We start from the raw sequence: 22,593 nt of genomic DNA, 5'->3' as shown, positions 1-22,593 counted from the left end.
CCGACAGGGTCTGGTCAAGCTATCAACAAAGAAATCACCCGAACGACTGATACCGTCCCCGGCATGTCCGGAGCGCACGACCGCCCGCGGGCCGGGAAACTGTGGACATCGCCGGCACCGGGAGAAACCCCCGGAACCAGCCGGTGAACCAGACCGCCGAGTCGAACTCGGCACCATCTCCCCCAGGGCTCCCCTGAAAGAGAATCATGGTCGTGGTCGGCAAGATGGTCAGTGAACATGATCAAGGAGTCGCCTTGCCCGCCGAAGTAGCCCCGTTGCGCCGGAAGCCGGTCCAGCAACGCAGCGCACAACGTGTGGAGAAGATGCTCTCGGCCTGCGCCGAGCTGATCGACGAGGTGGGCTATGACGGTTTAACCACCACGCTCATCGCCGAACGGGCGGGCGTCGCGGTCGGCTCGCTCTACCAGTTCTTCCCGGACAAGCGCGCCGTGGTCCAGGAACTCACGCTGCGCAACCTGGACCGCTTCGTGCGCACCGTGTCGGCCCGGTTCGACCAGCTGGAGCTGGCGCACTGGTGGGACGCGGTGGACGCCGTCTTCGACGTCTACCTGACGATGCACCGGGAAGTCCCGGCGTTCAGCCGGCTGCACTTCGGCGACGTGGTGGACCTGCGGCTGCTGGATCCGAGCAAGGACAACAACGCGGTGATCGCGGAGAAGCTGACCGGGCTGATCGCCGAGGAGTTCAGGCTCGATCCGGCGGACCTGCTGCTGCCGCTGGCGGTCGCGGTCGAGGCGGCGGATGCGGTGCTGCACCTGGCTTTCCGGCGCGATCCCGCCGGCGAGCCGACGCTCGTCGCGGAGGCGAAGGAACTGGTGCGCGGCTACCTGTCCAACCGGATGCCCGAGGGTCAGCCGAAGGATCTGCCTTCGCCGCGGTAGGTCGGCACGGTGGCGGTCAGCCGGTCGGCCGCCACCAGGTGGTAGTGCGCGAACCGCTCGGCGGGCTCGCCCGCCTTCGCGTGCCGGAACCACACCCGGTCCCCGAGCCGGAGCCGCCCGGCCGCCGCCCCGACCACGGGCGTCTGCACCTCGCCGGCGCCCTCGGTCGCGAGCAGCCGCAGGCCGCCCGGCGAATGCGGCACGGGCACCCGGTCGGCCCCGACCGGCCCGGAAGCGAGATAGCCGCCGCCGAACAACGTCGCGATCCGCGCGGCGGGGCGGTGCACGACGGGCAACGCGTAGAACACCGCAGGCCGCGGGCGGAAGGAGCGGTAGCCGTCGAACAGCGTCGGGCCGATCAGCCCGGAGCCGGCGGCGACCTCGGTGACGGCCCGTTCCGCGGCGGTGCCCTCCAGGCTGCCGGTGCCACCACCGTTGACGAACTCCAGCGGGGCCAACGCCTGCACCGCGCGCACCACGGCGGCCCGGCGTTCGGCGATCTCGGCGGCCGACCGGCGCTGCATCCAGCGCAGCGCGGCGGCCTTCATCGGCTTGCCGTGCGGCGCGTCGCCGAGCCCCGCGATCTGGCCCTCGTACGCCATCAGCCCGACCAGGCGAAAACCCTTGCGGCGCAACACGGATTCGGCGAGCCGGCGAGCCTGCGCGACGGTGCGCACCGGGGAGCGCCGGGTGCCGACGTGCAGGCCGGGCAGCGGCCGCCAGGCCGCGTCGACCTCCAGGCAGAGCCGGATGGCGGGCCGGTCGGGGCCGAGCGCGGCGTCGATGAGGTCGAGGTGGTCGACGGAGTCGACCATGAGCGAGATCGACGCGGCGGCGGCCGGGTCGGCCGCGAGGTCGCGCAGCGCCGAGCGGTCGACGGTCGGGTAGGCGACGAGGATGTCGTCGCTGAGTCCTTCGCGGTGCAGCCAGATCGCCTCGGCGAGGCTGTAGCACATCAGCCCGGCGTAGCCCGGGACCCGCAGCACCCGGTGCAGGAGCTCGCGGCAGCGCACCGACTTCGTCGCCACCCGGATCGGCCGCCCGGCGGCCCGGCGTACCAGGTCGGCGGCGTTGTGGTCGAACGCGTCGAGGTCGACCACCGCGAACGGGGGGTCGAGCTCGCTGGTGATCTCGTCGAACCGGCGCACGCGGACAACAGTAGGCCGAAAACTCTTGTTATGTGAATCTCTTTCACATAATTTCTCCGCAACGGCACCCGAAGGAGGGTTGGCGATGCAGCGTTGGACCAACTGGGCGGGCACTGCCACCGCCACCCCAAGCGCCCTGGTGGCGCCGCGCGACACCGACGAGGCCGCGGCGGCGATCCGCGACGCGGCCCGCGGCGGCGGCACCGTCCGGCCGCTGGGGACCGGCCACTCGTTCTCCGGCATCGGCTCGCCGGACACCGGCTGCGCCCTGGACCTCTCGCACTGGTCCGGGATCGTGCACGCCGACCCGCACACCGGGCTGGTCAAGGTGCGCGCCGGCACGCCGCTGCACCGCCTCAACGCCGAGCTCGACGGGCTCGGCCTGGCGATGGCGAACCTCGGCGACATCGACCGGCAGACCATCGCGGGCGCCATCTCGACCGGCACCCACGGCACCGGCGCCGGGCTCGGCGGCCTGGCGACCCAGGTCGAAGAGCTGGAACTACTGCTCGCAGACGGCACCGAGAAGCGCTGCTCGGCCGCGGAGAACCCGGAGCTGTTCGCCGCTGCCCGGCTCGGGCTCGGCGCGCTCGGCGTGATCACGACCGTGACGCTGCGCTGCGTGCCGGCGTTCTCGCTGGTCGCCGACGAACGACCGGCGCGGCTGGACGACGTGCTGGACGGCTTCGACCAGCTCGCCGCCGACAACGACCACGTCGAGTTCTACTGGTTCCCGCACGCCTCGAACACGCTGGTCAAGCGGAACAACCGGCTACCCGCCGGGCAATCGCCGCGGCCGCTGCACCCGCTCCGGCACTTCCTGGAGTACGAGGTGCTGGAGAACCGGCTGTTCGGCGCGGTCTGCCGGCTGGGTCGCGCGGTGCCCGCGTCGGTGCGGCCGCTCAACCGGTTCTGCGCCGCGACCTGGTCCGCGCGTTCCTACAGCGACAGCTCGCACCGGGTCTTCACGACGCAGCGCAACGTCCGGTTCGTCGAATCCGAGTACGCCGTGCCGCGGGAGGCGCTGCGCGACGTGCTCCAGGAGCTGCGGGCCGCGGTCGGGCGGCTCGACGATCCGGTGATGTTCCCGGTCGAGGTGCGGGTCGCGGCCGCCGACGACGTGTGGCTGTCGACCGCGTACCAGCGGCCGTCGGCCTACATCGCGATCCACCAGTTCCGGGGCATGCCGCACCGACGCTGGTTCGACGCGTTCGAGGCCATCGCCGGTGCGCACGGCGGACGGCCGCACTGGGGCAAGATGCACCGGCTCGACGCCGCGGCGCTGCGCGAGCGCTACCCGCGGTTCGACGACTTCCGCCGGGTGCGCGCCGAGGTCGACCCCACCGGGGTCTTCCGGAACCCCTACCTGGACCGGGTCCTCGGCGCCTGTGGATAACTCCCGCAATTTCAATGGAAATCAGAGGTCCGATTTCCATTGAAATTGCGGCCGACAGGTCAGCGGAGGGCCGCGCGGACGGCCTCGGGGATCGGGGTCTCACCGTTGACGAGCTCCAGGGCACGCCTCGCCGCGGCGGGCTGGTCGAGCAGGGCGAGCAGCACCGCGGCGACGTCCGCGCGGGTCACCTCGGCCCGGTCGACCGATGCCGCCAGCGCGACGCGCCCGGTGGGCGGGTCGTCGGTCAGCCGGCCCGGCCGCAGGATCGTCCAGTCCAGCGATCGCGGTCGGAGGTCCTGCTCCGCCGCGCGCTTGGCATTCAGGTACGCGCCGAACACCGGGTCCACGTCCGGCGGGTTCGGGCGCGTCGTCCCCATCGAGCTGACCTGCAGGAATCGGCGAACTCCAGCCCGCTCGCAAGCGTCCGCCAGCAGCTCGGAGGCCGCGCGGTCCACGGTGTCCTTCCGCGACGCGCCGCTGCCCGGACCGGCCCCGGCGGCGAACACCGCGGCGTCCACATCGGACAGCAGAGCGGCGAGCGCATCGGCGTCGAGCCGCTCCAGATCGGCCAGCTGCGGCTGCACCCCATCGGCGCGGAGGTCGTCGGCGTGGTCGGGGTTGCGGATCAGCCCGAGCACGGCGTCACCGCGCTCGACGAGCATCGCCCCCAGGTGCCGCGCGATCTTCCCGTGCGCCCCGGCAATCACGATTCGCATGCCGCCCAACCTAGGGCACACACGCCCGCACAGCCTGTGGACAACTCACCACAGGCTGTGGACAACTCGCCCCGTCGGTCGTGAGTGCGCAGCCGGGTGGCGCGCCCGATTGCGCTACGCACTCACGACCCGACCCCAGGGGCTGGCTTCGGGGGTTCAGCGGCGCGACGGGGCGGGGGCCTCCGTCGCGAGCAGCTGCTGGTAGACGACCTCGTTCACCCAGCGGGACACCGCGGTGTGCTCGACCGGCGGGGCGTCGTCGAAGCACCGCCCGTCCAGCTCCACCTGCACGTCGTCGCCGTCCGCGCTGAGCACCGCGATGCCGAACTGGCGGGCGCGGATCAGGCAGGTCGAGGCGAAGTCCGGGGCCACCGCGACGTTGCGCGGCACCACGATGGCGGCGCTGGCGAACCGGGCGAACGGCACCGCGGCGGTCAGCGCACTGCGCCAGTGCCGAGCCGGGGCGAGGACACCGGTGACCCGGGCCGCGGGCGGCGGCACGCGCCCGTCCATCTCCGGCCACACCCAGGTGGCGATCTCGGCGCGGTCCAGCACCGGCCCGCTGCCGAAGCACAAGCGTTCGGCGTGCGCGTCGGAGAGCAGCTCGGCTGTCGCGATGATCTGCCGCCCGAGCAGCTTCACGGGCGGCAGCACGCTGCCCGCCCAACCCAACGTGTCCACCGACCGCTGGGCGAGCCGGCCCATGGAAGCGGCGAGCCCCAGCGGGGACCGAAGCTGCGTCGTCGAGCAGGCTCGGAGCTCGTCCTCGGTCCAGGCACGTCCCGGCATTCCGGTCACGGCGTTCCGCCTCCCTCACGCACTGCGCTTGCACTCCGCGGCCTCCGACAACGGGGCCACTGCCGACTTAAACAGCTCGGAGCGGGTTTTGCGCTGCTCAACGGGGTCCCTGCGACCGGCGGCGGGCATCGGTCGGTGACTGGTCGACGAATGACATCAGGACTTCAGCCCAGCGATGCCGCCATTCAGGTGATGCCGGTACGGCACCTGCCAATCGGGTTTTCCACTACCACCCAAGCCGAATCCGGCCGGTCCCGCAAAACGACCACCGGTGGGGCGATCAGTGGGACAGCAGGTCGAGGTTGATCCGCTCCTGCTCGACGAGCCGCTGGCGGATGCCCTCCGCGGCCGGCAGCAGCGGCTTGACCAGCTTCGAAACCTCCGCGCGGACGCTGTGCGCCACCACGCCGAGCGCCGCGACGACCGTGCCGCCCGCGTCGTGCACCGGGACCGCGACAGAGCAGTTCCCGAGCGTCATCTCCTCGTTGGCCTGCGCGAATCCCCGGCTCCGCACGGTCTGCAGCTCGCGTCCCAGCCGACCGGGCTCGGTGATGGTGTAAGCGGTGTAACGGGGCAGCCCGCGTTCGCAGTACTGGTGCATCACCGCGCTCGGCGCATGGGCGAGGAGCACCTTCCCGACGCCGGTCGAGTGCAGCGGCAGCCGGCCGCCGCTGCGCGAGATGATCGGCACGGCCCGCGGCGTGGTGAGCTTCTCGACGTAGACGACCTCCAGCCCGTCGCGGACCGCGAGGTGCACGTTGTCGTGGGTGTTCTGGCACAGCTCCTGCATGTACGGCAGGGCTATCTCGCGGAGCCGGCTGTTCACCGGCGCCAGCAGCCCGATCTCCCACAGCCGCAGCCCTATCGCGTAGCGGCCGTCGCCGTCGCGCTCCAGCGCGCCCCACATCTCCAGCTCGCGGACCAGCCGGTGCGCCGTGGCCAGCGGGATCTCCGCACGCCGGGCGATGGCGGTGAGGGTGAGCCGGGTGTGGTCGATGTCGAAGGCGGTGAGGACGCTGAGCGCCCGAGCCGTGACCGACCGGCCAGGATCCCGGCTGTTGCCCGCCATGCTTCCTCCCGTGCAGGTGCTCGAACTGTTCTGCGTAGCGGTGCCGGTAGCGGAGCAAGCTGCGAGGGCGGGCTGAGCGGCTGTGCCGCTGCGAGGACATGCACGTGCCCGCCTCCAGTGTCGGCCCCGACGATGCGCAAAGCCCAGCACAGTCCGCGGCTGTCGCCAAGATCTGTTTTACCGCGCACCGACGAGATATCGGAGCGGCCATCAGGCGAGGCCGAGCAGGGCGGTGAACGCCTCGGCCTGTTCGACGTTGGCCAGGTGCGCGGCGTGCGGCAGCACTTCCAGCCGGGCGTTGGCACCGATCCCGGCGGCGATCACGGCGCCGTGCTCCGGCGGGGTGGCGGGATCTTCGTCCCCGGCGACGACCAGCGTCGGCGCGGTGATGGCGGGCAGGTCGGGGCGCAGGTCGGCGCGACCGATCAGCTCCGAGCACAGCGCGTACGCCTCGTCGTCGGTGCTGGCGATCATCGCGGCGTAGATGGCGGTTTCGGCGTGCCACTCGCGGAAGTACGGGGTGAACCACCGCTCGATGGTCGGCGAGACCAGCTCGTTGGTGCCGTGCTCGCGTGCGGCGGCGGCCCGGTCGAGCTCGACCTGCTCCTGCCCCAGCCAGGCGGAGCTGCAGCAGATGGTCAACGCCTCGATGCGATCACCGGCGTGCGCACCCAGCCACAACCCGATCATCCCGCCGAGCGAGGAGCCCAGGAACGAAGCCCGCGGCACCGCCAGGTGGTCCAGCAGCGCGAGGACGTCCGCACCGAGATCGGCCGGCGTGTAGGGGCCGGGCAGCACCGGGGATTCGCCGTGCCCGCGCTGGTTGTACCGAACCACGCGGTACGCGCCGTTGAGCACGTCGAGCTGCGGATCCCACATCTCCCAGGTGCAGCCGAGCGCGTTGGACAGCACGAGAACGGGAGCGTCGGGATGCCCGGTCTCCCGCCATTCCAGGCCAAGTCGTTCCCACCTAGTCACGGAAGTCCCCCTGTCAGCTCACAACCCAAGCAGCGCCCGCATCCGCGCGTACTTCCGTTCAAGCCGCTCCCGCGTCACCGCGTCCAGCACGGCCAACCGCGCGGGATCGGCGTTGTGCGCCAGATCGGCCTCCTTCACCAGCAACGCTCCAGGAGTTCCCAAGATCCGGGTTGCGTAGTCGGCGGGATCCTCACCGGGCCGCTTCGTCACGGCCAGCACGATCGCCTTGGTCTCGGGCGGCAGCGCGGCGGCCAGCAGCCACTCCTCGGAGAGGGCGTCGTCCTCGACGGCGTCGTGCAACCAGGCGGCGGCGACCTGCGCATCGCTGCCGCCCCGCTCCCGAACCCCGGAGGCGACGGCGGCCAGATGCTCGACGTAGGGCCGCCCGGCCTTGTCGACCTGCCCGAGATGAGCGCTCGCGGCGATGGCAGCGACCTCATCAAGCCCCAGAACCGGACCAATCACACCGAAACCGTACAACCGACGGCGAAGAAGAAACCTGTTCGCTGTCCGCTGAAGAAGAACCCGCCCCCAAAGCCCCAAACCCCCCAAACCGCGCGCAGAAGGTGGCTCAGCCCAACGAAAACCCAACAACGACCAGGAAAAGCGACCTTCGCCACACTCCGAGCGAAGCATCCGAGGTTCCTGCTGGTCACGGGGCCGTGAGCGCTCTGGCGCCATAGCAGCCCACCACACGCACGACCCCGACCAGCAACAACGGCAGAACACCAAGAAAGGAAAGAAGAGCCACAAAACCCGCCACCACCCGAGACCCGAAGGGCCGAGGCCCCAAGCCACGGGGACGGAAGACAGAGAGTCCAGGCCAAGCCGCGAGTCCAGGCCAAGCCACGGGGAACCGACGAAGAAAAGCAACGACCAGGCACAAAGGCAGAAGGAAGGAGAGACAGCAGGAACAGGGAGAAACGGAAGGAAGAAGCGACGTACCCCACAGGCTGGTCGCTGAGCAGGCCGGGAACGCTCGAGAGGTGAGGAGCAGCACGAAAAGCGCCCACCGCACCGTGGGGGCCTACGGGGGCTCGGCCCCCGTATAGATATAGGAAGAGGCCCCCCGGCGAAGCATGAGCCGGGGGGCCTCTTCCGAGTGGGCGAGGAGGGAGTTGAACCCTCACGTCCTTTCGGACACACGGACCTGAACCGTGCGCGTCTGCCATTCCGCCACTCGCCCGTGGCTTGCCTGGAAGCTTACCTTGCTCTCTTCCGGGCCTTGGCACCGGGGTCGCTTTCGCTTCCCGCTGCCCTGTTGGCGAGAAGAAGATTAGCACGGGCTGACGAGGGGGTTCGGCGGGGGGTTGGACGAGTTGGGAACAGGGCGGTGTCTTGACCCGTTGGCCCAGATACGATGGGCGCCAGGAGTCGTACGCGTGAAGGGATTTTGCCGTGGGCCTCGTGCAGCGCTTTGAGCGCCGACTCGAAGGCATCGTCGGTAACGGCTTTGCGCGCGTGTTCGGCGGAAAGGTCGTCCCTCAGGAGGTCGCCCAGGCTCTGCAGCGGGAAGCCGAGCTGCAGGTCCGGGAGCTCGCCGGGGGACGGCTGCTCGCTTGCAACCACTACGTGGTGCAACTGAGCCCGTCCGACCACGATCGGCTCACCGGCGATGAGGCCCGGGTGACCGACCTCCTCGCCGACTGCGTTCAGGAGCATCTCACCGAGCAGGGGTGGGACACATATGGTGACGTCGTAGTCTCCCTGGAGCGCTCTGAGACGCTGCACACGGGACAGTTTCGAATCAGCTCGACCGTCGACCCCGACGTGACTCGACGGCCGGCACAACCGCGTACCGCAGGAGACCGACCCATGAGCCAGCCACCAGGCCACTACCCCCAGGGAGATCCGTACAACCAGCAGGGGCAGTACGGCTACGACCAGGGTTACGGCCAAGGCCAAGACCCCAACTACGGCTACGGCCAGCAGCAGCCGCAGCAGCCCGGCTACGACCAGGGTTACGGCCAGCAGCCGCAGCCCGGTTACGACCAGGGCGGCTACGGCCAGCAGCCGCAGCAGGGTTACGACCAGGGCTACGGCCAGCCCGGCGGCTACGACCAGGGCTACGGCCAGCAGCCTCAGGGCTACGACCAGGGTTACGGCCAGCAGCCGCAGCAGGGCTACGACCAGGGCTACGGCCAGCCCGGTTTCGACCAGGGCTACGGTCAGCAGCCGGGTGGGGCGTACCCGCAGTCCGGCGGCTTCCCGGACCAGGGCGGCTACGGCCAGCAGCCCGGCGGCGCCTTCCCGCAGAGCGGCGGTTTCGCCGCGGGCGGTCCGCGCGGGCAGATGACCGCGACGCTGCACCTCGACGACGGTTCGAACCGCTCGTACACGCTGCAGCACGGCTCGAACATCATCGGCCGCGGCCAGGAGGGCCAGTTCCGCCTGCCGGACACCGGTGTGTCGCGCAAGCACATCGAGATCACCTGGGACGGCCAGAGCGCGATGTTGGCCGATCTCGGTTCGACGAATGGCACCACGGTGAACGGCACGCCGGTGCAGACTTGGCAGTTGGCAGACGGCGACGTGATCAGGGTGGGCCACTCGTCCCTGGTCTTCCGGGCTCAGCAGGCCTGAGCACGGAAATCCGCGTCCGGACACGAGTAGGAGCGTTCACAACAAGTGCCAGAGCTGGTGATTCAGCTGACCAGAGCAGGGTTTCTCGCCCTGCTCTGGTTGTTCGTGCTGGCTGCGCTTCGCGTGGTTCGCTCCGATCTCTACTCGGCGTCCGGGATGCGGGTCCCGATTCCAGGTGCGAGTCGGCTCCCGGGCAAGCAGGCCCGGGGCAAGAGCAAGGCGCCCCGCCAGATGGTGGTGACGCACGGCGCTCTGGCCGGCACCCGCATCTCCCTGGACGGCCGGCCGATCCTGATCGGTCGCGCCGACGACTCCACGTTGGTCCTCGACGACGACTACGCGTCGACACGACACGCGAGATTGTCGCTTCGAGGCTCCGATTGGTACGTGGAGGATCTAGGCTCCACTAACGGCACATACCTCGATCGGGCGAAGGTCACGGGGCCGACCAAGGTCCCGCTCGGCGTTCCGATCAGAATCGGCAAGACGGTGATCGAGCTGCGCTCATGACCCTCGTCCTTCACTACGCAGCCCGCAGCGACCGCGGCCTGGTGCGCTCCAACAACCAGGACTCGGTCTATGCCGGCCCACGACTACTCGCCCTCGCGGACGGCATGGGTGGACATGCCGCCGGTGAGGTCGCCAGCAAGGTCGTCATCGCGGCGTTGGCGCCGTTGGACGACGACGAGCCCAGCGACGACCTGCTCGGGCAGCTCCGCGGTGCGGTGCTGGCCGGCAACGGTGCGATCGCCGAGCTGGTGGCCAACGACCCGGACCTGGAGGGGATGGGCACCACGCTCACCGCTGTGCTGTTCGCAGGCAGCAAGCTGGGCTTGGTGCACATCGGCGACTCCCGGGCCTATCTGGTCCGCGGCGGCGAGCTGACCCAGATAACCCACGACGACACCTTCGTGCAGTCGCTGATCGACGAAGGCCGGATCACCGAGGAGGAGGCCGCCAACCACCCGCAGCGCTCGCTGCTGCTGCACGCGTTGACCGGCCACGAGGTGGAACCGAGCCTGGCGATCCGGGAAGCCCGCGCCGGCGACCGCTACCTGCTCTGCTCGGACGGCCTGACCGGGCCGGTGAGCACCGAGACGATGGCGGAGGCGCTGCGCATCCCGGACCCGCAGCAATGCGCGGACCGGATGATCGAGCTCGCCCTCAAGGGCGGTGGTCCGGACAACGTGACCGTGATCATCGCCGACGTCGTCGACGTCGAGTTCGGCGACGACGCCCCGATCGTCGGGGGCGCGGCGGGAAATGGTGATGAGCATCCGCAACCCGATTCGTCGGCGGCGCGCGCATCCGCGGTGACCATGCCGCGGCCGCAGCCGCAGCGTTTCGAGCCCACCTCACCCCCGGCGGAGCGGCCGCGCAAGCGCCGCTGGCTGCGTTCGCTGTTGGTGACGTGCGGCGTGCTCATCGTGTTGGCCGCAATCGCACTGGTCGGGCGTTGGTGGGTGCTCAACCAGTACTACATCGGTGCGAACCGCGCCGACGAGGTGGTGATCTACCAAGGCGTGCAGGGCAGCATGCTCGGCGTTTCGCTGAACTGGCAGGTCGAGACGTCCTGCCCGGCGGACTCGGCGCAGGACTGCACGCCGATCAAGGTGACCGACCTGCAGGAGGCCCAGCGGCCGGACGTCCGCAACGGCATCACCGAGGTCAACGGGCTGCAGGAGGCCCGTGACGCGATGCGGCGGCTCCGGATGACGGCGTTGCTGCCGGAGTGCCAGCAGCCGGAAGCCCCGACGCCGCCACCGCAGCAGCCGCCTCAGGTGCCGCCGGGTCAGCCCCAGCCGCCCGAGTCCACTCCGGACGCCACCCCGCTGCAGACGGAGGAGCAGAAACCGGGCGTGACCTGCCGGATGGTGAGTTGATGGCACAACCGGCCGCTACGACCGGAGCTGCCAGCGGGGCCCCCCGAGTCGATACTCGGCGGGGCACCGAGCTGTTCATGCTGGTTTGCTCGGCGGTGATCGTCACCTTCGCGCTGATCCTCGTGGAGCTCGCGCTGGAGCAGACGATCTCCCGGGAGCTCTTCTACTACGGGTTCGCGTTCCTCGCGCTCTACGGCGCCGCGCACTTCGGCGTGCGCCGCTGGGCGCCGTACGCCGACCCGCTGATCCTGCCGCTGGTGTCGCTGATCAACGGGATGGGCCTGGTGATGCTGCACCGGCTCGACCTGGCACCGGTGGTCGGCGCCCCGTACACGCCCAAGCAGATCGTGTTCACCACGGCGGGCGTGGTGCTGTTCATCCTGGTGCTGGTGTTCGTCAAGGACCACCGGACGCTGGCGCAGTACGGCTACACGTGCGGTTTCGTCGGGCTGGCGCTGCTGGCGCTGCCCGGCCTGCTGCCGTCGAGCATCTCCGAGGCCAACGGCGCGAAGCTGTGGATCAACCTGGGCTTCATCTCGATCCAGCCGAACGAGTTCGCCAAGCTCCTGCTGCTGGTGTTCTTCGCCTCGTTCCTGGTGTCGAAGCGGGAGCTGTTCACCACGGCGGGCAAGCGGTTCCTGGGCGTGGACTGGCCGCGCCCGCGGGACCTGGCCCCGGTGATCGCGGCGTGGCTGCTGTCCATCGGCATCGTCGTGCTGGAGAAGGACCTGGGCACGTCCCTGCTGTTCTTCGGCATCGTGCTGGTGATGATCTACATCGCCACCGAGCGCGCGGTGTGGGTCTTCCTGGGCCTGTCGATGTTCGCGCTCGGCTGCATCATCGCCTTCAACCTGTTCGACCACGTCCAGGCCCGGGTGAACACCTGGCTGGACCCGCTGTCGGAGGGGTCGGCGAACGACCAGCTGCGTTCCGGCCTGTTCGGCATGGCCAACGGCGGGATCGGCGGCTCCGGGCTGGGCTCGGGCATGCCGAACCTGACCCCGCTGTCGTTCAGCGACTTCATCATCCCGTCGCTGGCCGAGGAGCTCGGCCTGACCGGGCTGATGGCGCTGCTGATGCTGTACCTGCTGCTGATGATGCGCGGGCTGCGCAGCGCGCTGGCGGTGCGCGACTCGTTCGGCAAGCTGTTCGCCGGCGGTCTGTCGTTCACCGTGGCGCTGCAGCTGTTCGTGGTCACCGGAGGTTCCACCGGGCTCATCCCGATGACCGGTCTCACCGCGCCGTTCCTCGCCTCGGGCGGTTCGTCGATGCTGGCGAACTACATGCTGATCGCGCTGCTCCTCCGGGTCTCCGACGCCGCGCGTCGCCCGCAGGCACCCGCGAAGCCGAAGGCCAAGCAGGCCCCGATCGCGGAGGCACATACCGAGTTGGTGGAGCGTCCCCGATGAACAAGCCGCTGCGCCGCGTGGCGCTGGCGATGATGGTCATGGTCGTGCTGCTGATGGGCAACGCGACGTACGTGCAGGTCATCCAGGCCGACGAGCTGCGCGAGCACGCGCTCAACAAGCGGACCCTGTACGAGGAGTACGCCCGGGAGCGCGGGCAGATCACCGCCGGCGGCCAGTCGCTGGCCAGCTCGGTCGCCAACGAGCACGATCGCTTCAAGTTCCTGCGCACCTACCCGAACGGGCCGCTGTACGCGCCGGTGACGGGGTTCTACTCGTTCTACTACGGCTCCAACGGCATCGAGCGCGCCGAGGACAAGATCCTCAACGGCACGGACGACAGCATGGCGTTCGACCGGCTGTCCGACATGATCACCGGGCGGGAGCCGCGCGGCGGCAGCGTGGAGCTGACCATCAACCCGGCGATGCAGCAGGTCGCCTACGAGCAGCTGACCAAGAAGGGCTTCCAGGGTTCCGTGGTGGCGCTGAACCCGTCGACCGGCGAGATCCTGTCGATGGTCAACGCGCCGTCCTACGACCCGAACCCGCTGGCCTCGGCGGACAACAACGCCGTCGCCGCGGAGTGGAACAAGCTGGACGCCGACGAGGAACGGCCGATGGCGAACCGGTCGGTGTCCGAGATCTACCCGCCCGGTTCGACGTTCAAGCTGATCACCACGGCCGCCGCGCTGGAGAACGGGTACAACCCGAACAGCCAGGTGGAGGACGCCGCGTCGATCACGCTGCCGCAGACCAGCACGCCGCTGCCGAACTACGGCGGCAAGCAGTGCGCGGGCAACACCCTGACCAAGGCGCTGGCTCACTCCTGCAACACCGCGTTCGCCAAGATCGCCGGTGAGGTCGGTCCGGACAAGATGCGCAAGACCGCCGCCGCGTTCGGCTTCGGCCAGGACCTGCAGATCCCGATGACCGTCGCCAAGTCGGACCTCGGCCCGATGGCCGACGCGGCCTCGCTGTACCAGAGCGGCATCGGCCAGCGCGACGTCCGCGTCACGCCGATGCAGAACGCGATGATGGCGGCGGCGATCGCCAACGGCGGCAAGCTGATGAAGCCGCAGCTGGTGAAGGCGACCCGCGCCCCGGACATGTCGGAGCTGGACACCCTCAAGCCGGAGGAGATGAGCGAGGCCGTCTCCCCGCAGGTCGCCGCGATGCTGCGCGACATGATGATCCAGTCGGAGAAGAACACCAAGGGCGACGGCAAGATCTCCGGTATCGAGATCGCCTCGAAGACCGGTACGGCCCAGCACGGCGACGCCAAGGACCAGCCGCACGGCTGGTACGTCGCGTTCGCCCCGGCGGAGAACCCGACCATCGCCGTCGCGGTGCTCGTCGAGAACGGCGGCGACGAGGGCACCGAGGCCACGGGTGGCTCCATCGCCGCGCCGATCGGCCGCGCGGTCATCCGGGCCGGTCTGCAGGGGGGTGGCTGACCCGTGCTGACCACCGGCCAGTTACTCGCCGACCGGTACCGGCTCGGCCAGCGGATCGCCGTCGGCGGGATGGGCGAGGTGTGGCAGGCGGTGGACGTCCGGCTGGACCGGACCGTCGCCATCAAGGTGCTCAAGGCGGAGCTGTGCGGCGACGCCGAGTTCCTGCACCGCTTCCGCACCGAGGCCCGCACCACCGCGTCGCTGAACCACCCGGGGATCGCCGCGGTGCACGACTACGGTGAGACCGCCGCGATCCCGGACGGGCCGGAGGACACCGCGTACCTGGTGATGGAGCTGGTCGAGGGCGAGCCGCTGGCCGCGATCCTGGCCCGCGAGCGCCGGATCAACACCGACCACACGCTGGACATGCTGGAGCAGGCGGGGCGGGCGTTGCAGGCCGCGCACGAACGCGGCCTGGTGCACCGGGACGTCAAGCCGGGCAACATCCTGATCACGCCCGAGGGCAAGGTGAAGCTCACCGACTTCGGCATCGCGAAAGCGGCCGACGCGGCACCGGTGACCCGCTCGGGAATGGTGATGGGCACCGCGCACTACATCGCGCCGGAGCAGGCTCTCGGCGACGACGCGACGCCGTCCAGCGACGTGTACTCGCTGGCCGTGGTCGGCTACGAGTGCCTGATGGGTCACCGCCCGTTCCTGTCCGACAACGCGGTGACGGTCGCGATGATGCACATCCGCGAGATCGCGCCGCCGCTGCCGCCGGACGTGCCGCCGGGCGTGCGGGCGCTGATCGAGGCGACACTGGCGAAGGACCCGCGGCGGCGCTACGCCGACGGCGGCGAGTTCGCCAACGCCGTCGCCGCAGTGCGCGCGGGCCGTCCGCTGCCCACGCCGTCCTCGCTGGTGGTGCCGCCGCAGCGGCAGCAGCAGCTCAACGTCGCGGTGCCGAACACGGGCGTCCACCAGATGCCCGCGCAGCTGCCGCCGATGGGCAACACGTACCCGCCGGGGCTGATCCCGCCGCAGGCGCCGGCCCCGCAACTGCCGCCTCCGCAGGCGGCGGCACCGCGCACGAACAAGATCGTCGTCTGGCTGCTGGTGGCGGTGCTCGCGATAGCGTTGCTGCTCGCCGTCGGGGTGGCCACGTACTGGGTGGTCAACTTCAACGAGGGATTGGTCGAATCCGGCACTGTGACAACGCACAACCTGGATTCGGCAGCTGCTTTGGGCCAGACTTCGCTACGGCTCGCGCCCGGGATCGGGGCGGCACCGGCGGGGTGGCCGGACACGGAACTCGGGGGAACACCGCTGGTCGCCCGGCCGGTACCGATGGGATTGGGCGACTCGGCATGATGGGACGATCGTTGACAAGGATCGGAACGACGCTTCGATGAGTTCACCTCGACTTCTGTCCAACCGCTACGAGCTCGGTGAGACTCTCGGCTACGGCGGTATGTCCGAGGTGCACCGCGGCCGCGACACCCGGCTGAGCCGCGACGTGGCGGTGAAGATCCTCCGCGCCGACCTCGCCCGCGACCCCACGTTCCAGCTGCGGTTCCGCCGCGAGGCGCAGAACGCGGCCGCGCTGAACCACCCGGCGATCGTGGCCGTCTACGACACCGGCGAGACCGAGTCCGAGAGCGGGCCGCTGCCGTACATCGTGATGGAGTACGTCGACGGCCGGACGCTGCGCGACATCGTCAAGACCGAAGGCCCGCTGTCGCCGCGCCGGGCCATGGAGGTCATGGCGGACGCGTCGGCCGCGCTGGACTTCAGCCACCGCCACGGCATCGTGCACCGGGACGTCAAGCCCGCCAACATCATGATCACCCGCGGCGGCGCCGTGAAGGTGATGGACTTCGGCATCGCCCGCGCGCTGGCCGACGGGCAGGCCGCGGTGACGCAGACCGCCGCGGTGATAGGAACCGCGCAGTACCTGTCGCCGGAGCAGGCCCGCGGCGAGGCGGTGGACGCGCGAAGCGACGTCTACGCCTCCGGCTGCGTGCTGTTCGAGCTGCTCACCGGGGAGCCACCGTTCACCGGTGACTCGCCGGTCGCGGTGGCCTACCAGCACGTCCGGGAGGAGCCGCGCAAGCCCTCCGACGTCAACCCGACGACGCCGGCCTCGCTGGACGCCGTGGTGCTCAAGGCGTTGAGCAAGAACCCGGCGAACCGCTACCAGTCGGCCGCGGAGATGCGGGCCGACCTGGTGCGGGTGCTCTCCGGCCAGCGCCCCAAGGCACCGATGATCATGTCCGAGGACGAGCGGACGGCGATGCTCACGCAGACCTCGGCGACCGAGCTGCTGACGCCGGGCCGCCACCGGTCGGTCGAGCGGGAGCCGGAGGAGGTCGACGCCGAAGGCGACCGCAAGCGCCGCAAGCACCGGATGATCGCGCTGATCACGGCGGCCTGCGTGCTCGTGTTCGCGCTCGCCGCCTGGCTGGCGACGTGGGCGTTCACCTCGGAGCCGAAGACGGAGGCGGCGCCGAACTTCTACTCCATGACCCGGGCGGCGGCACAGGCCGAGGCCGATGCCAAGCAGTGGCGAATCACCTGGTGCCTGGCGCCGTCCAGCGTCGACGACGTCAACAAGGTCGTCCGCCAGGACCCGGCGGCGGGGACACCGATCGTCAAGGAGAGCCAGTCGATCAGGCTCTGCGCCGGCACCGGGCCGGGGAGCGTGCAGGTGCCGGACCTGACCGGCCTGAACATCGACGACGCCCAGAAGAAGCTGGAAGAGGCCGGGCTGAAGCTGGGGCTGACGCCGGAGTACCGCGAGACCGACGACTCCAAGCAGGTCGGCAGGGTCATGGACTGGAGCAAGCGGGGCGAGACCGTCACACAGGGCACCACGATCTCCGTCGTGATCGGCGAGGCGCCCAGGATGGTCGACGTCCGGAACGTGGTCGGCATGCCCTTCGACACGGCGAAGGCCTACCTGGTCGGCGCCGGGTTCAAGGTCAGCAAGCAGGACCGCGACTCCGACCAGCCGCTGGGCACCGTGCTGGAGCAGTCCCCGTCGGGCGGCAGCAAGGCGAAGCCGAACAGCGAGATCGTCCTGGTGGTGTCCAACGGCGGGCAGATCAGCATCCCGTCGCTGGTCGGCATGACGCCCAGCCAGGCCGAGCAGGCCCTGCGGGAACGCGGCTGGAACGGCAGCATCGTCGAGTCCGACCAGTCGACCACGGACAAGAACATGGACGGCAAGGTGGTCGGCTCGTCGCCGTCCGCCGGGCAGAAGGTGGGCAAGGACCAGCCGGTGACGCTGTACGTGGGCGACTACACCACGAATCCGACCACCAGCACACCGGCCGACGGCGGGCTCTTCCCGCCGTTCGGCTGACCGCTTCGACGCGAAGGGCACCTGCCGCCGGCATGACCGGGCGCAGGTGCCCTTCCGCTTTTCCGACGGAAAATCCCGCGAGGCGTCCAGCGAGATCTTGTTAGCATCCGGTGCCGACCGCGGGACTCCGGCGCGACTTCCGGAATGTGCCTCTGAAGCAACGATTCGCAGCTCGCGCCCCCATTCCCCGGTCGGCTCCCACGCCCCCACGAGCGGAGAGCCGGATGGAATCGCACGCGGACCGCCTCGCGGCCGAGGACGTGCTCCTGTTCGTCAACGCGGCGATCACCTCCACCGGCCAGCGCGAGTTCCACACCGACGCCGACGAGCAGCGGCTGTCGTTGGACTTCCTCCACGAGTACATGCTGTGGAACTACCGCGACCTGTACGCCGGCGTCCTCGCGCTCGACATCAACGACCACAACGCGGTCCTCGTCATCCGGCGGCTGCTGGAGACCGCCGGCGAGGCCACCGGCGAACAGCGGCGCAGCGAAGGCCGGCTGATCGCGGGCCGGCTGGCGATGCTGCCGCCGCAGCGCGTGTACGGGCTGTTCGGCGCGCTGCGCCGGGCGAAGGTGAACAACCGCCGGACCCGCGCGATCATGCGCGACTGGTTGTCCGCCCGCCCGGACCTGGCCTTCGACGCCGTGAAGTACCGCAATGGGCTCAAGCGGACCCTCCGGCACGCGCACCTGGTCCCGGCCGGCGACGAACTGGGCACTTTCGTGTTCGCGCCGCTGACCCGCCCGCATTACGCGACGCCGATCCTGGAGACGTGGCGCCGCGCGCACTACGAGCAGGCAGCCCTGTACGAACTGCCCTTCACCGCCGCGGAAGGCTTCGCCGCCCGGCGCGGCATCCCCCGGGACATCTTCCTGCAGCGCATCGCGCCGCGGATGACCCGCCGGGAGACCCTGCGGTTGCAGGAATCGGCGCGCAAGCACGGGGCCGCGGCGGTCCAGACGGATCTGGCCGGCATGCCGCTGACGCGGTTGGCCTCCTACGTGCTCGCCCTGCCGGTCGCGGACCGGATCCACCGGCGCGGCGAGCTGACCCGCGCCCTGGCGACGGCCGCCGCGCGAGTGGCCGGCTCGCACCGCGGGAGCTGGGGCAAGGTCACCGCCGTCCTGGACGACAGCTTCTCCGCATCCGGTTCGGGTGAGAAGCGCCGTCGGCCGCTCGCCGTGGCCCTGGCCTGCCACTACCTCCTCGCGGCCCTCGCCACCGACTACACCGGGCTGTGGACCTCGGGCCGATCCGACGCCCTGCTGGCCCGTCCCCATGGGGCGACGCCGCTGGGCCGGCGGATCCTGGACGCGCTGGACACCGGCCCGGAACGCCTGCTGATCGTCTCCGACGGATGGGACAACGCGCCGCCGGGCCTGGCCGACGAGGTGCTCCGCATCTGGCGCACCCGGCTCGACCCGGAGCACCGCACCAGCGCCGTGCACCTGAACCCGGTGTACGACGCGACGGGTTTCGACGTGCGCCGCGTGTCGGCGGCCGTGCCCGCCGTGGGCATCCGCGACGCCGAGGACCTCCCCGCGCTGGTGGAGCTCGCCCAGTTCGCGGCGGGGCGCACCGGCCTGGCCGAGCTGACCGGCTACCTGGACGCCCGCGCGGTCCGGATGCTCGACCGGGAGCGAACGCGATGACCGGACTGGACCTGACCGGCCTGGACACCCGCCCGTCCCAGGTCTGGGGCGCCGTCCGCCTGGTGCCGCTGGTGCGCTCCGAGCCCGTCGACGACCTCCGCCTCCACCCGCAGCTCTACGGCGATGCGGTCGGAGTGGTCGAAGTCGGCCCGCGGCGGAGCTACATCTCCTACGTCCCGCACGGCTTCGTCGCCACGTGGACCGGTGACGGCACGCCCGCCGCCGCCTACGGCACCCAGCTCGGCGACGACCGGCCGACCGCGACGATGGGCCTGCACTTCCACCGCAAGATGGCCCGCCGCCAGGACACCGACCGGCTGCGGTTCCTGCCCCTGCACCTGGCGTTGGAGGGCTTCCTGTCGCTGCACTTCGGCGGGCCGTCGATCGCCTGGGAGGAGTGGTCGCAGCGCGCGGTCCAGCAGGGCCTGTCCCCTCGCGTGGAGGCGGCCTACACGGGTGCCGCCGTGGCCGGGCTCGACGATGCGCTGCGGGTTTTCGAGATCCACCCCGGCCAGTGCGGCGTGCTGCTCTACGTCGCCGACGCGCTCGCCGCCGCGTTCGTGGTCCCGCACCCCGAGGACTACCGCGCGCTCCACCCGACGCTCCTGCAGGACCTGTACGGCGAGTTGATCTACCAGTACGCCATGCTGATGCCGCCGGTGCAGGAGTTCCGGGCCGGCATCGCCGAAGCGGGGATCCGCTCGCTGGCCGACCTGCGTGCGGCCGCCGCCGAGCAGGAGCGCGCCTGGGCGGACTTCCACGACACGGCCATGGTCACCGGCCTGCTGGAGCAGGATTTCACCTGGCAGGCGGTCTACCGGATGGGGCACTTCACGCTCGCCCGGTTCCTGCCGCCGTTCCGCCTCAAGCAGGAGAACCACATCGGCGAGGCCATCACCGACGACCGGGGCCGCACTGCGTACCTCAAGACGTTCCGGCTCTCGGAGAACCAGGTCCGTCGAGGTCATCTCCTCAGCCGGCTGGCCGCCAACGATTGGCACCTGGGGCGGACCGCGGCCGAGCTGGGACTCGACGAAGCCCAGCTGGGTCTGCGCCTGGAGGCCGCAGGTTTCGGCACGCTACTCCGGCAGGACGTCCTGGACGGCTACCGGAAGCGCACCCGATCCGGGTGACGTTGGTCAGCGCCGCGCGGCGGCGGCGACCTGGCGCATCCCGTGTTCGAGCTCGTCGACCAGGTGCCCGTCCACCGGGTGACCGGCCGAGGCCATCCAGTTCGCCAGCATCCGGTGGCCGCCGTCGGTGAGCACCGACTCGGGGTGGAACTGGACGCTCTCCACCGGGAGCTCCCGGTGCCGCATGCCCATCACGATGCCGGTCGCGGTCTTGGCGGTGATCTCGAAGTCGTCCGGGATGGTGTCCGCGCGGACGATCAGCGAGTGGTACCGGGTCGCGATGAACGGCTCCGGCAGCCCGGCGAATACGCCGGTCCCGGAGTGGTGGATCTCGCTGACCTTGCCGTGCAGCAGCTCCGGCGCCCGCTCGACGACCCCGCCCCACACGGCGCCGACGGCCTGGTGCCCGAGGCACACGCCGAACACCGGCTTGCGCTCGGCGGCGCAGCGCTCGATCAGCTCCATCGTGCGCCCGGCGCGATCCGGCGTACCCGGACCCGGGCTGAGCAGGAGGCCGTCGGCGGCGGCAACGTCGTCGTCGGTGACGACATCGTTGCGGCGCACGACGCAGTCCGCGCCCAACTGAGCGAGGTACTGCACGAGGTTGTAGACGAAGCTGTCGTAGTTGTCGACGACGAGTACGCGCACCCCGCCAGAGTACGCGGCGATGCCTGGTCGTTTCACCGGGCTTTTCACCTGGTGGTGACGTCGTTGAACGGCAGCATCGGCTCGACCTGCGGGAACACCACGAACAGCAGCAGCGCGACGACGGCCGCGACCAGCAGCACGGCCTGCGTGACCTTCGCGGCGGTGCCGCCCGGCAGGTGCCGCCAGACCCACGCGTACATCAGCGTTCCTCCAGCTCGGCCGGCCGCAGCCCGGGATGCGCCGGGTCCTTGGGGTACTGCTTGACCAGCACGCCGTGCACGATCAGCCGCTGCTCGGCGGAGAACTCCGGGTGGCAGGTGGTGAGGGTGATCAGCCGGGTCTGCTGGTCGCGCGGCAGCAGCTCCGGCGGCTGCCCGGGCACCGGGAAGATCACCTCGCCCTGCTCCGGGAGGACGATGCTCCGGCCGGACACCTGCTCGTACGGCCCGCCGATGGGCGCCACGCCCGCGCACCTCGGGTCCGCCCCGCGCCCGTGCCGGCCCGCGACCTCGTCGGTCATCGGGAGCACGCGGTAGACGTACCAGTGCGTCGCGGTCTCGACGACCAACGCGTCGCAGGAGCGCAGCTGGTCGAGGTCGTTGAACGGCGCGCCCTTGCCGATCCGGTGCCCGGCGACGGCGAAGTTGCCCTGCTCGCCGGGCCACGCCGTGCCGACGTAGTGCCCGGGCCCGGCGGCCAGCGTCTTCGCGTCGGTGCCCTCCAGCACGGCGAAGCGGAAATCCGGACCGAACGCCGGGATGTACAACTGCGCGAACCCGGCACCGGCGACCGGGGCGGGCGACTCCGCCACCGGCGGCGGGTGCTGCCACTGGACCTGCAGCCGATCGGTGGCCTCGGCCTGCTTCTGCGCGGTGAACCAGTCCGTGACGTACACGGCGTAGAAGACGAACAGCAGCAACACCAGCCCCGCGGTGATCAGCAGTTCGCCCAGGACGTGCAGCGCCGTGCGCAGCCGAGCGGGTCGGCCCTCCGGCGGTGGTGCCACCATCAGCTCCGAAGAAGCCACGGTGTTCCTCTCCGGTCACGGCTTGGACCACGCGGTAGATCAACGCTGTGATTACGTTAACGTGGTAGCTGGAAAACGAGCCGCATCGCGATAAGTTGCGCGCGCCCTCGGGCGCCGCAGCCCGGGGTGCGGTGACCGCCCGAGCACGCGGCGCACGATGCCGCACCACCTGGCGAGGACACCATGCCGAAGTCCAAGGTCCGCAAGAAGGACTCCCCCACCCCGGTGACCGATCGCCGCACGCCGGTGAAGGCGAAGGCGGTCGGCCCGTCGCACCCGATCTACGTCATCGTGATGTTGGGGATGATGGTGATCGGCCTGCTCTGGCTGGTGGTCAACTACATCGCCGGCGACAAGATCCCGTTCATGGTCGACCTGGGCGGGTGGAATTTCGCCGTCGGTTTCGCGTTCATGATCATCGGCCTGCTGATGACGATGCGCTGGCGCTGACCCATAGCACGTTAGCTGAATGTGGTCGAGGTCCGAAGGG

21 protein-coding genes and 1 tRNA gene are annotated in these 22,593 nt (G+C 70.3%); 12 read left to right on the top strand and 10 right to left on the bottom strand.

Annotated features, from left to right (window positions below; genetic code table 11):
* Window positions 1-224 precede the first annotated feature (224 nt).
* Entirely contained in the window at window positions 225-902 is a 678-nt protein-coding gene (locus AC07EQ_RS26625) for a TetR/AcrR family transcriptional regulator (RefSeq protein WP_478390653.1), read from the top strand.
* Here the strand turns inward: AC07EQ_RS26625 and AC07EQ_RS26620 are convergent.
* Window positions 872-2,050, bottom strand: a complete 1,179-nt coding sequence (locus AC07EQ_RS26620) for an amino acid deaminase/aldolase (RefSeq protein WP_478390594.1) — start codon at window positions 2,048-2,050, stop codon at window positions 872-874. The two genes, AC07EQ_RS26625 and AC07EQ_RS26620, sit on opposite strands and share 31 nt — an antisense overlap.
* A gap of 85 nt (window positions 2,051-2,135) precedes the next feature.
* Here AC07EQ_RS26620 and AC07EQ_RS26615 point away from each other — a divergent pair, with 85 nt between their 5' ends.
* A complete protein-coding gene (locus tag AC07EQ_RS26615) occupies window positions 2,136-3,446 on the top strand; it encodes a D-arabinono-1,4-lactone oxidase (protein WP_478390593.1) in 1,311 nt (436 codons plus the stop codon).
* A gap of 59 nt (window positions 3,447-3,505) precedes the next feature.
* Here the strand turns inward: AC07EQ_RS26615 and AC07EQ_RS26610 are convergent, their stop codons facing one another.
* The 6 genes from AC07EQ_RS26610 to AC07EQ_RS26585 all read right to left on the bottom strand — a co-directional run bounded on the left by AC07EQ_RS26610 (window position 3,506) and on the right by AC07EQ_RS26585 (window position 8,193).
* Window positions 3,506-4,162, bottom strand: coding sequence for an SDR family oxidoreductase (locus AC07EQ_RS26610; RefSeq protein WP_478390592.1), 657 nt, complete (start codon window positions 4,160-4,162; stop codon window positions 3,506-3,508).
* A 156-nt stretch (window positions 4,163-4,318) separates the two neighbouring features.
* A complete protein-coding gene (locus tag AC07EQ_RS26605) occupies window positions 4,319-4,951 on the bottom strand; it encodes a hypothetical protein (protein WP_478390652.1) in 633 nt (210 codons plus the stop codon).
* Between the two features lie 289 nt (window positions 4,952-5,240).
* Window positions 5,241-6,029, bottom strand: a complete 789-nt coding sequence (locus AC07EQ_RS26600; RefSeq protein WP_478390591.1) for an IclR family transcriptional regulator — start codon at window positions 6,027-6,029, stop codon at window positions 5,241-5,243.
* Window positions 6,030-6,239: 210 nt separating this feature from the next.
* Entirely contained in the window at window positions 6,240-7,007 is a 768-nt protein-coding gene (locus tag AC07EQ_RS26595; RefSeq protein WP_478390590.1) for an alpha/beta fold hydrolase, read from the bottom strand.
* Window positions 7,008-7,025: 18 nt separating this feature from the next.
* The gene (locus tag AC07EQ_RS26590; RefSeq protein WP_478390589.1) at window positions 7,026-7,472 is read right to left on the bottom strand and encodes an HD domain-containing protein; all 447 of its coding nucleotides are present in this window, start codon (window positions 7,470-7,472) and stop codon (window positions 7,026-7,028) included.
* A gap of 638 nt (window positions 7,473-8,110) precedes the next feature.
* Window positions 8,111-8,193, bottom strand: a tRNA-Leu gene (locus tag AC07EQ_RS26585).
* A gap of 212 nt (window positions 8,194-8,405) precedes the next feature.
* Between AC07EQ_RS26585 and AC07EQ_RS26580 the strand changes: the two genes are divergently transcribed.
* The 9 genes from AC07EQ_RS26580 (at window position 8,406) to AC07EQ_RS26540 (ending at window position 20,428) form a co-directional block, all read left to right on the top strand.
* Window positions 8,406-9,590: an FhaA domain-containing protein gene (locus tag AC07EQ_RS26580; protein WP_132479401.1), complete on the top strand. Its 1,185-nt coding sequence runs from the start codon at window positions 8,406-8,408 to the stop codon at window positions 9,588-9,590.
* Window positions 9,591-9,635: 45 nt separating this feature from the next.
* Window positions 9,636-10,100 (top strand): FHA domain-containing protein FhaB/FipA, encoded by a 465-nt coding sequence (locus AC07EQ_RS26575; protein WP_132479402.1) that lies wholly within the window; start codon window positions 9,636-9,638, stop codon window positions 10,098-10,100.
* Window positions 10,097-11,473, top strand: coding sequence for a PP2C family protein-serine/threonine phosphatase (locus tag AC07EQ_RS26570; RefSeq protein WP_478390588.1), 1,377 nt, complete (start codon window positions 10,097-10,099; stop codon window positions 11,471-11,473). Before AC07EQ_RS26575 ends, AC07EQ_RS26570 begins: the two co-directional genes overlap by 4 nt.
* Window positions 11,473-12,882 (top strand): FtsW/RodA/SpoVE family cell cycle protein, encoded by a 1,410-nt coding sequence (locus AC07EQ_RS26565; RefSeq protein WP_478390587.1) that lies wholly within the window; start codon window positions 11,473-11,475, stop codon window positions 12,880-12,882. The genes AC07EQ_RS26570 and AC07EQ_RS26565 overlap by 1 nt, the downstream gene beginning before the upstream one ends.
* Complete coding sequence (locus AC07EQ_RS26560; RefSeq protein WP_478390586.1) at window positions 12,879-14,333, top strand: peptidoglycan D,D-transpeptidase FtsI family protein; 1,455 nt, start codon at window positions 12,879-12,881, stop codon at window positions 14,331-14,333. Before AC07EQ_RS26565 ends, AC07EQ_RS26560 begins: the two co-directional genes overlap by 4 nt.
* A 3-nt stretch (window positions 14,334-14,336) precedes the next feature.
* The gene (locus tag AC07EQ_RS26555) at window positions 14,337-15,647 is read left to right on the top strand and encodes a serine/threonine-protein kinase (protein WP_478390585.1); all 1,311 of its coding nucleotides are present in this window, start codon (window positions 14,337-14,339) and stop codon (window positions 15,645-15,647) included.
* Window positions 15,648-15,684: 37 nt separating this feature from the next.
* Window positions 15,685-17,640, top strand: coding sequence for a Stk1 family PASTA domain-containing Ser/Thr kinase (gene pknB / locus AC07EQ_RS26550; RefSeq protein WP_478390584.1), 1,956 nt, complete (start codon window positions 15,685-15,687; stop codon window positions 17,638-17,640).
* Window positions 17,641-17,864: 224 nt separating this feature from the next.
* Window positions 17,865-19,295 (top strand): hypothetical protein, encoded by a 1,431-nt coding sequence (locus tag AC07EQ_RS26545; protein WP_478390583.1) that lies wholly within the window; start codon window positions 17,865-17,867, stop codon window positions 19,293-19,295.
* A complete protein-coding gene (locus AC07EQ_RS26540) occupies window positions 19,292-20,428 on the top strand; it encodes an ARPP-2 domain-containing protein (protein WP_478390582.1) in 1,137 nt (378 codons plus the stop codon). Before AC07EQ_RS26545 ends, AC07EQ_RS26540 begins: the two co-directional genes overlap by 4 nt.
* 6 nt (window positions 20,429-20,434) lie before the next feature.
* On the opposite strand, the gene AC07EQ_RS26535 is transcribed toward AC07EQ_RS26540, so the two are convergent.
* The 3 genes from AC07EQ_RS26535 to AC07EQ_RS26525 are packed head-to-tail and all read right to left on the bottom strand — an operon-like array spanning window position 20,435 to window position 22,103.
* Window positions 20,435-21,076, bottom strand: coding sequence for an aminodeoxychorismate/anthranilate synthase component II (locus tag AC07EQ_RS26535; RefSeq protein WP_478390651.1), 642 nt, complete (start codon window positions 21,074-21,076; stop codon window positions 20,435-20,437).
* A gap of 44 nt (window positions 21,077-21,120) precedes the next feature.
* Window positions 21,121-21,276 carry a hypothetical protein gene (locus tag AC07EQ_RS26530; RefSeq protein ID WP_478390581.1) on the bottom strand — a complete coding sequence of 52 codons (156 nt, stop codon included), beginning with the start codon at window positions 21,274-21,276 and terminating at the stop codon, window positions 21,121-21,123.
* Complete coding sequence (locus tag AC07EQ_RS26525; protein ID WP_478390580.1) at window positions 21,276-22,103, bottom strand: class E sortase; 828 nt, start codon at window positions 22,101-22,103, stop codon at window positions 21,276-21,278. Before AC07EQ_RS26525 ends, AC07EQ_RS26530 begins: the two co-directional genes overlap by 1 nt.
* Window positions 22,104-22,286: 183 nt before the next feature.
* On the opposite strand from AC07EQ_RS26525, the gene crgA reads away from it, so the two are divergent.
* Window positions 22,287-22,553, top strand: coding sequence for a cell division protein CrgA (crgA, locus tag AC07EQ_RS26520; RefSeq protein ID WP_132479410.1), 267 nt, complete (start codon window positions 22,287-22,289; stop codon window positions 22,551-22,553).
* Window positions 22,554-22,593 lie beyond the last annotated feature (40 nt).

The sequence above is a fragment of the Saccharopolyspora sp. NPDC045839 genome, assembly GCF_056431645.1.
The sequence above is the reverse complement of the archived record's forward strand: the minus strand, read 5'-3'. Positions and strand labels throughout refer to the sequence as shown.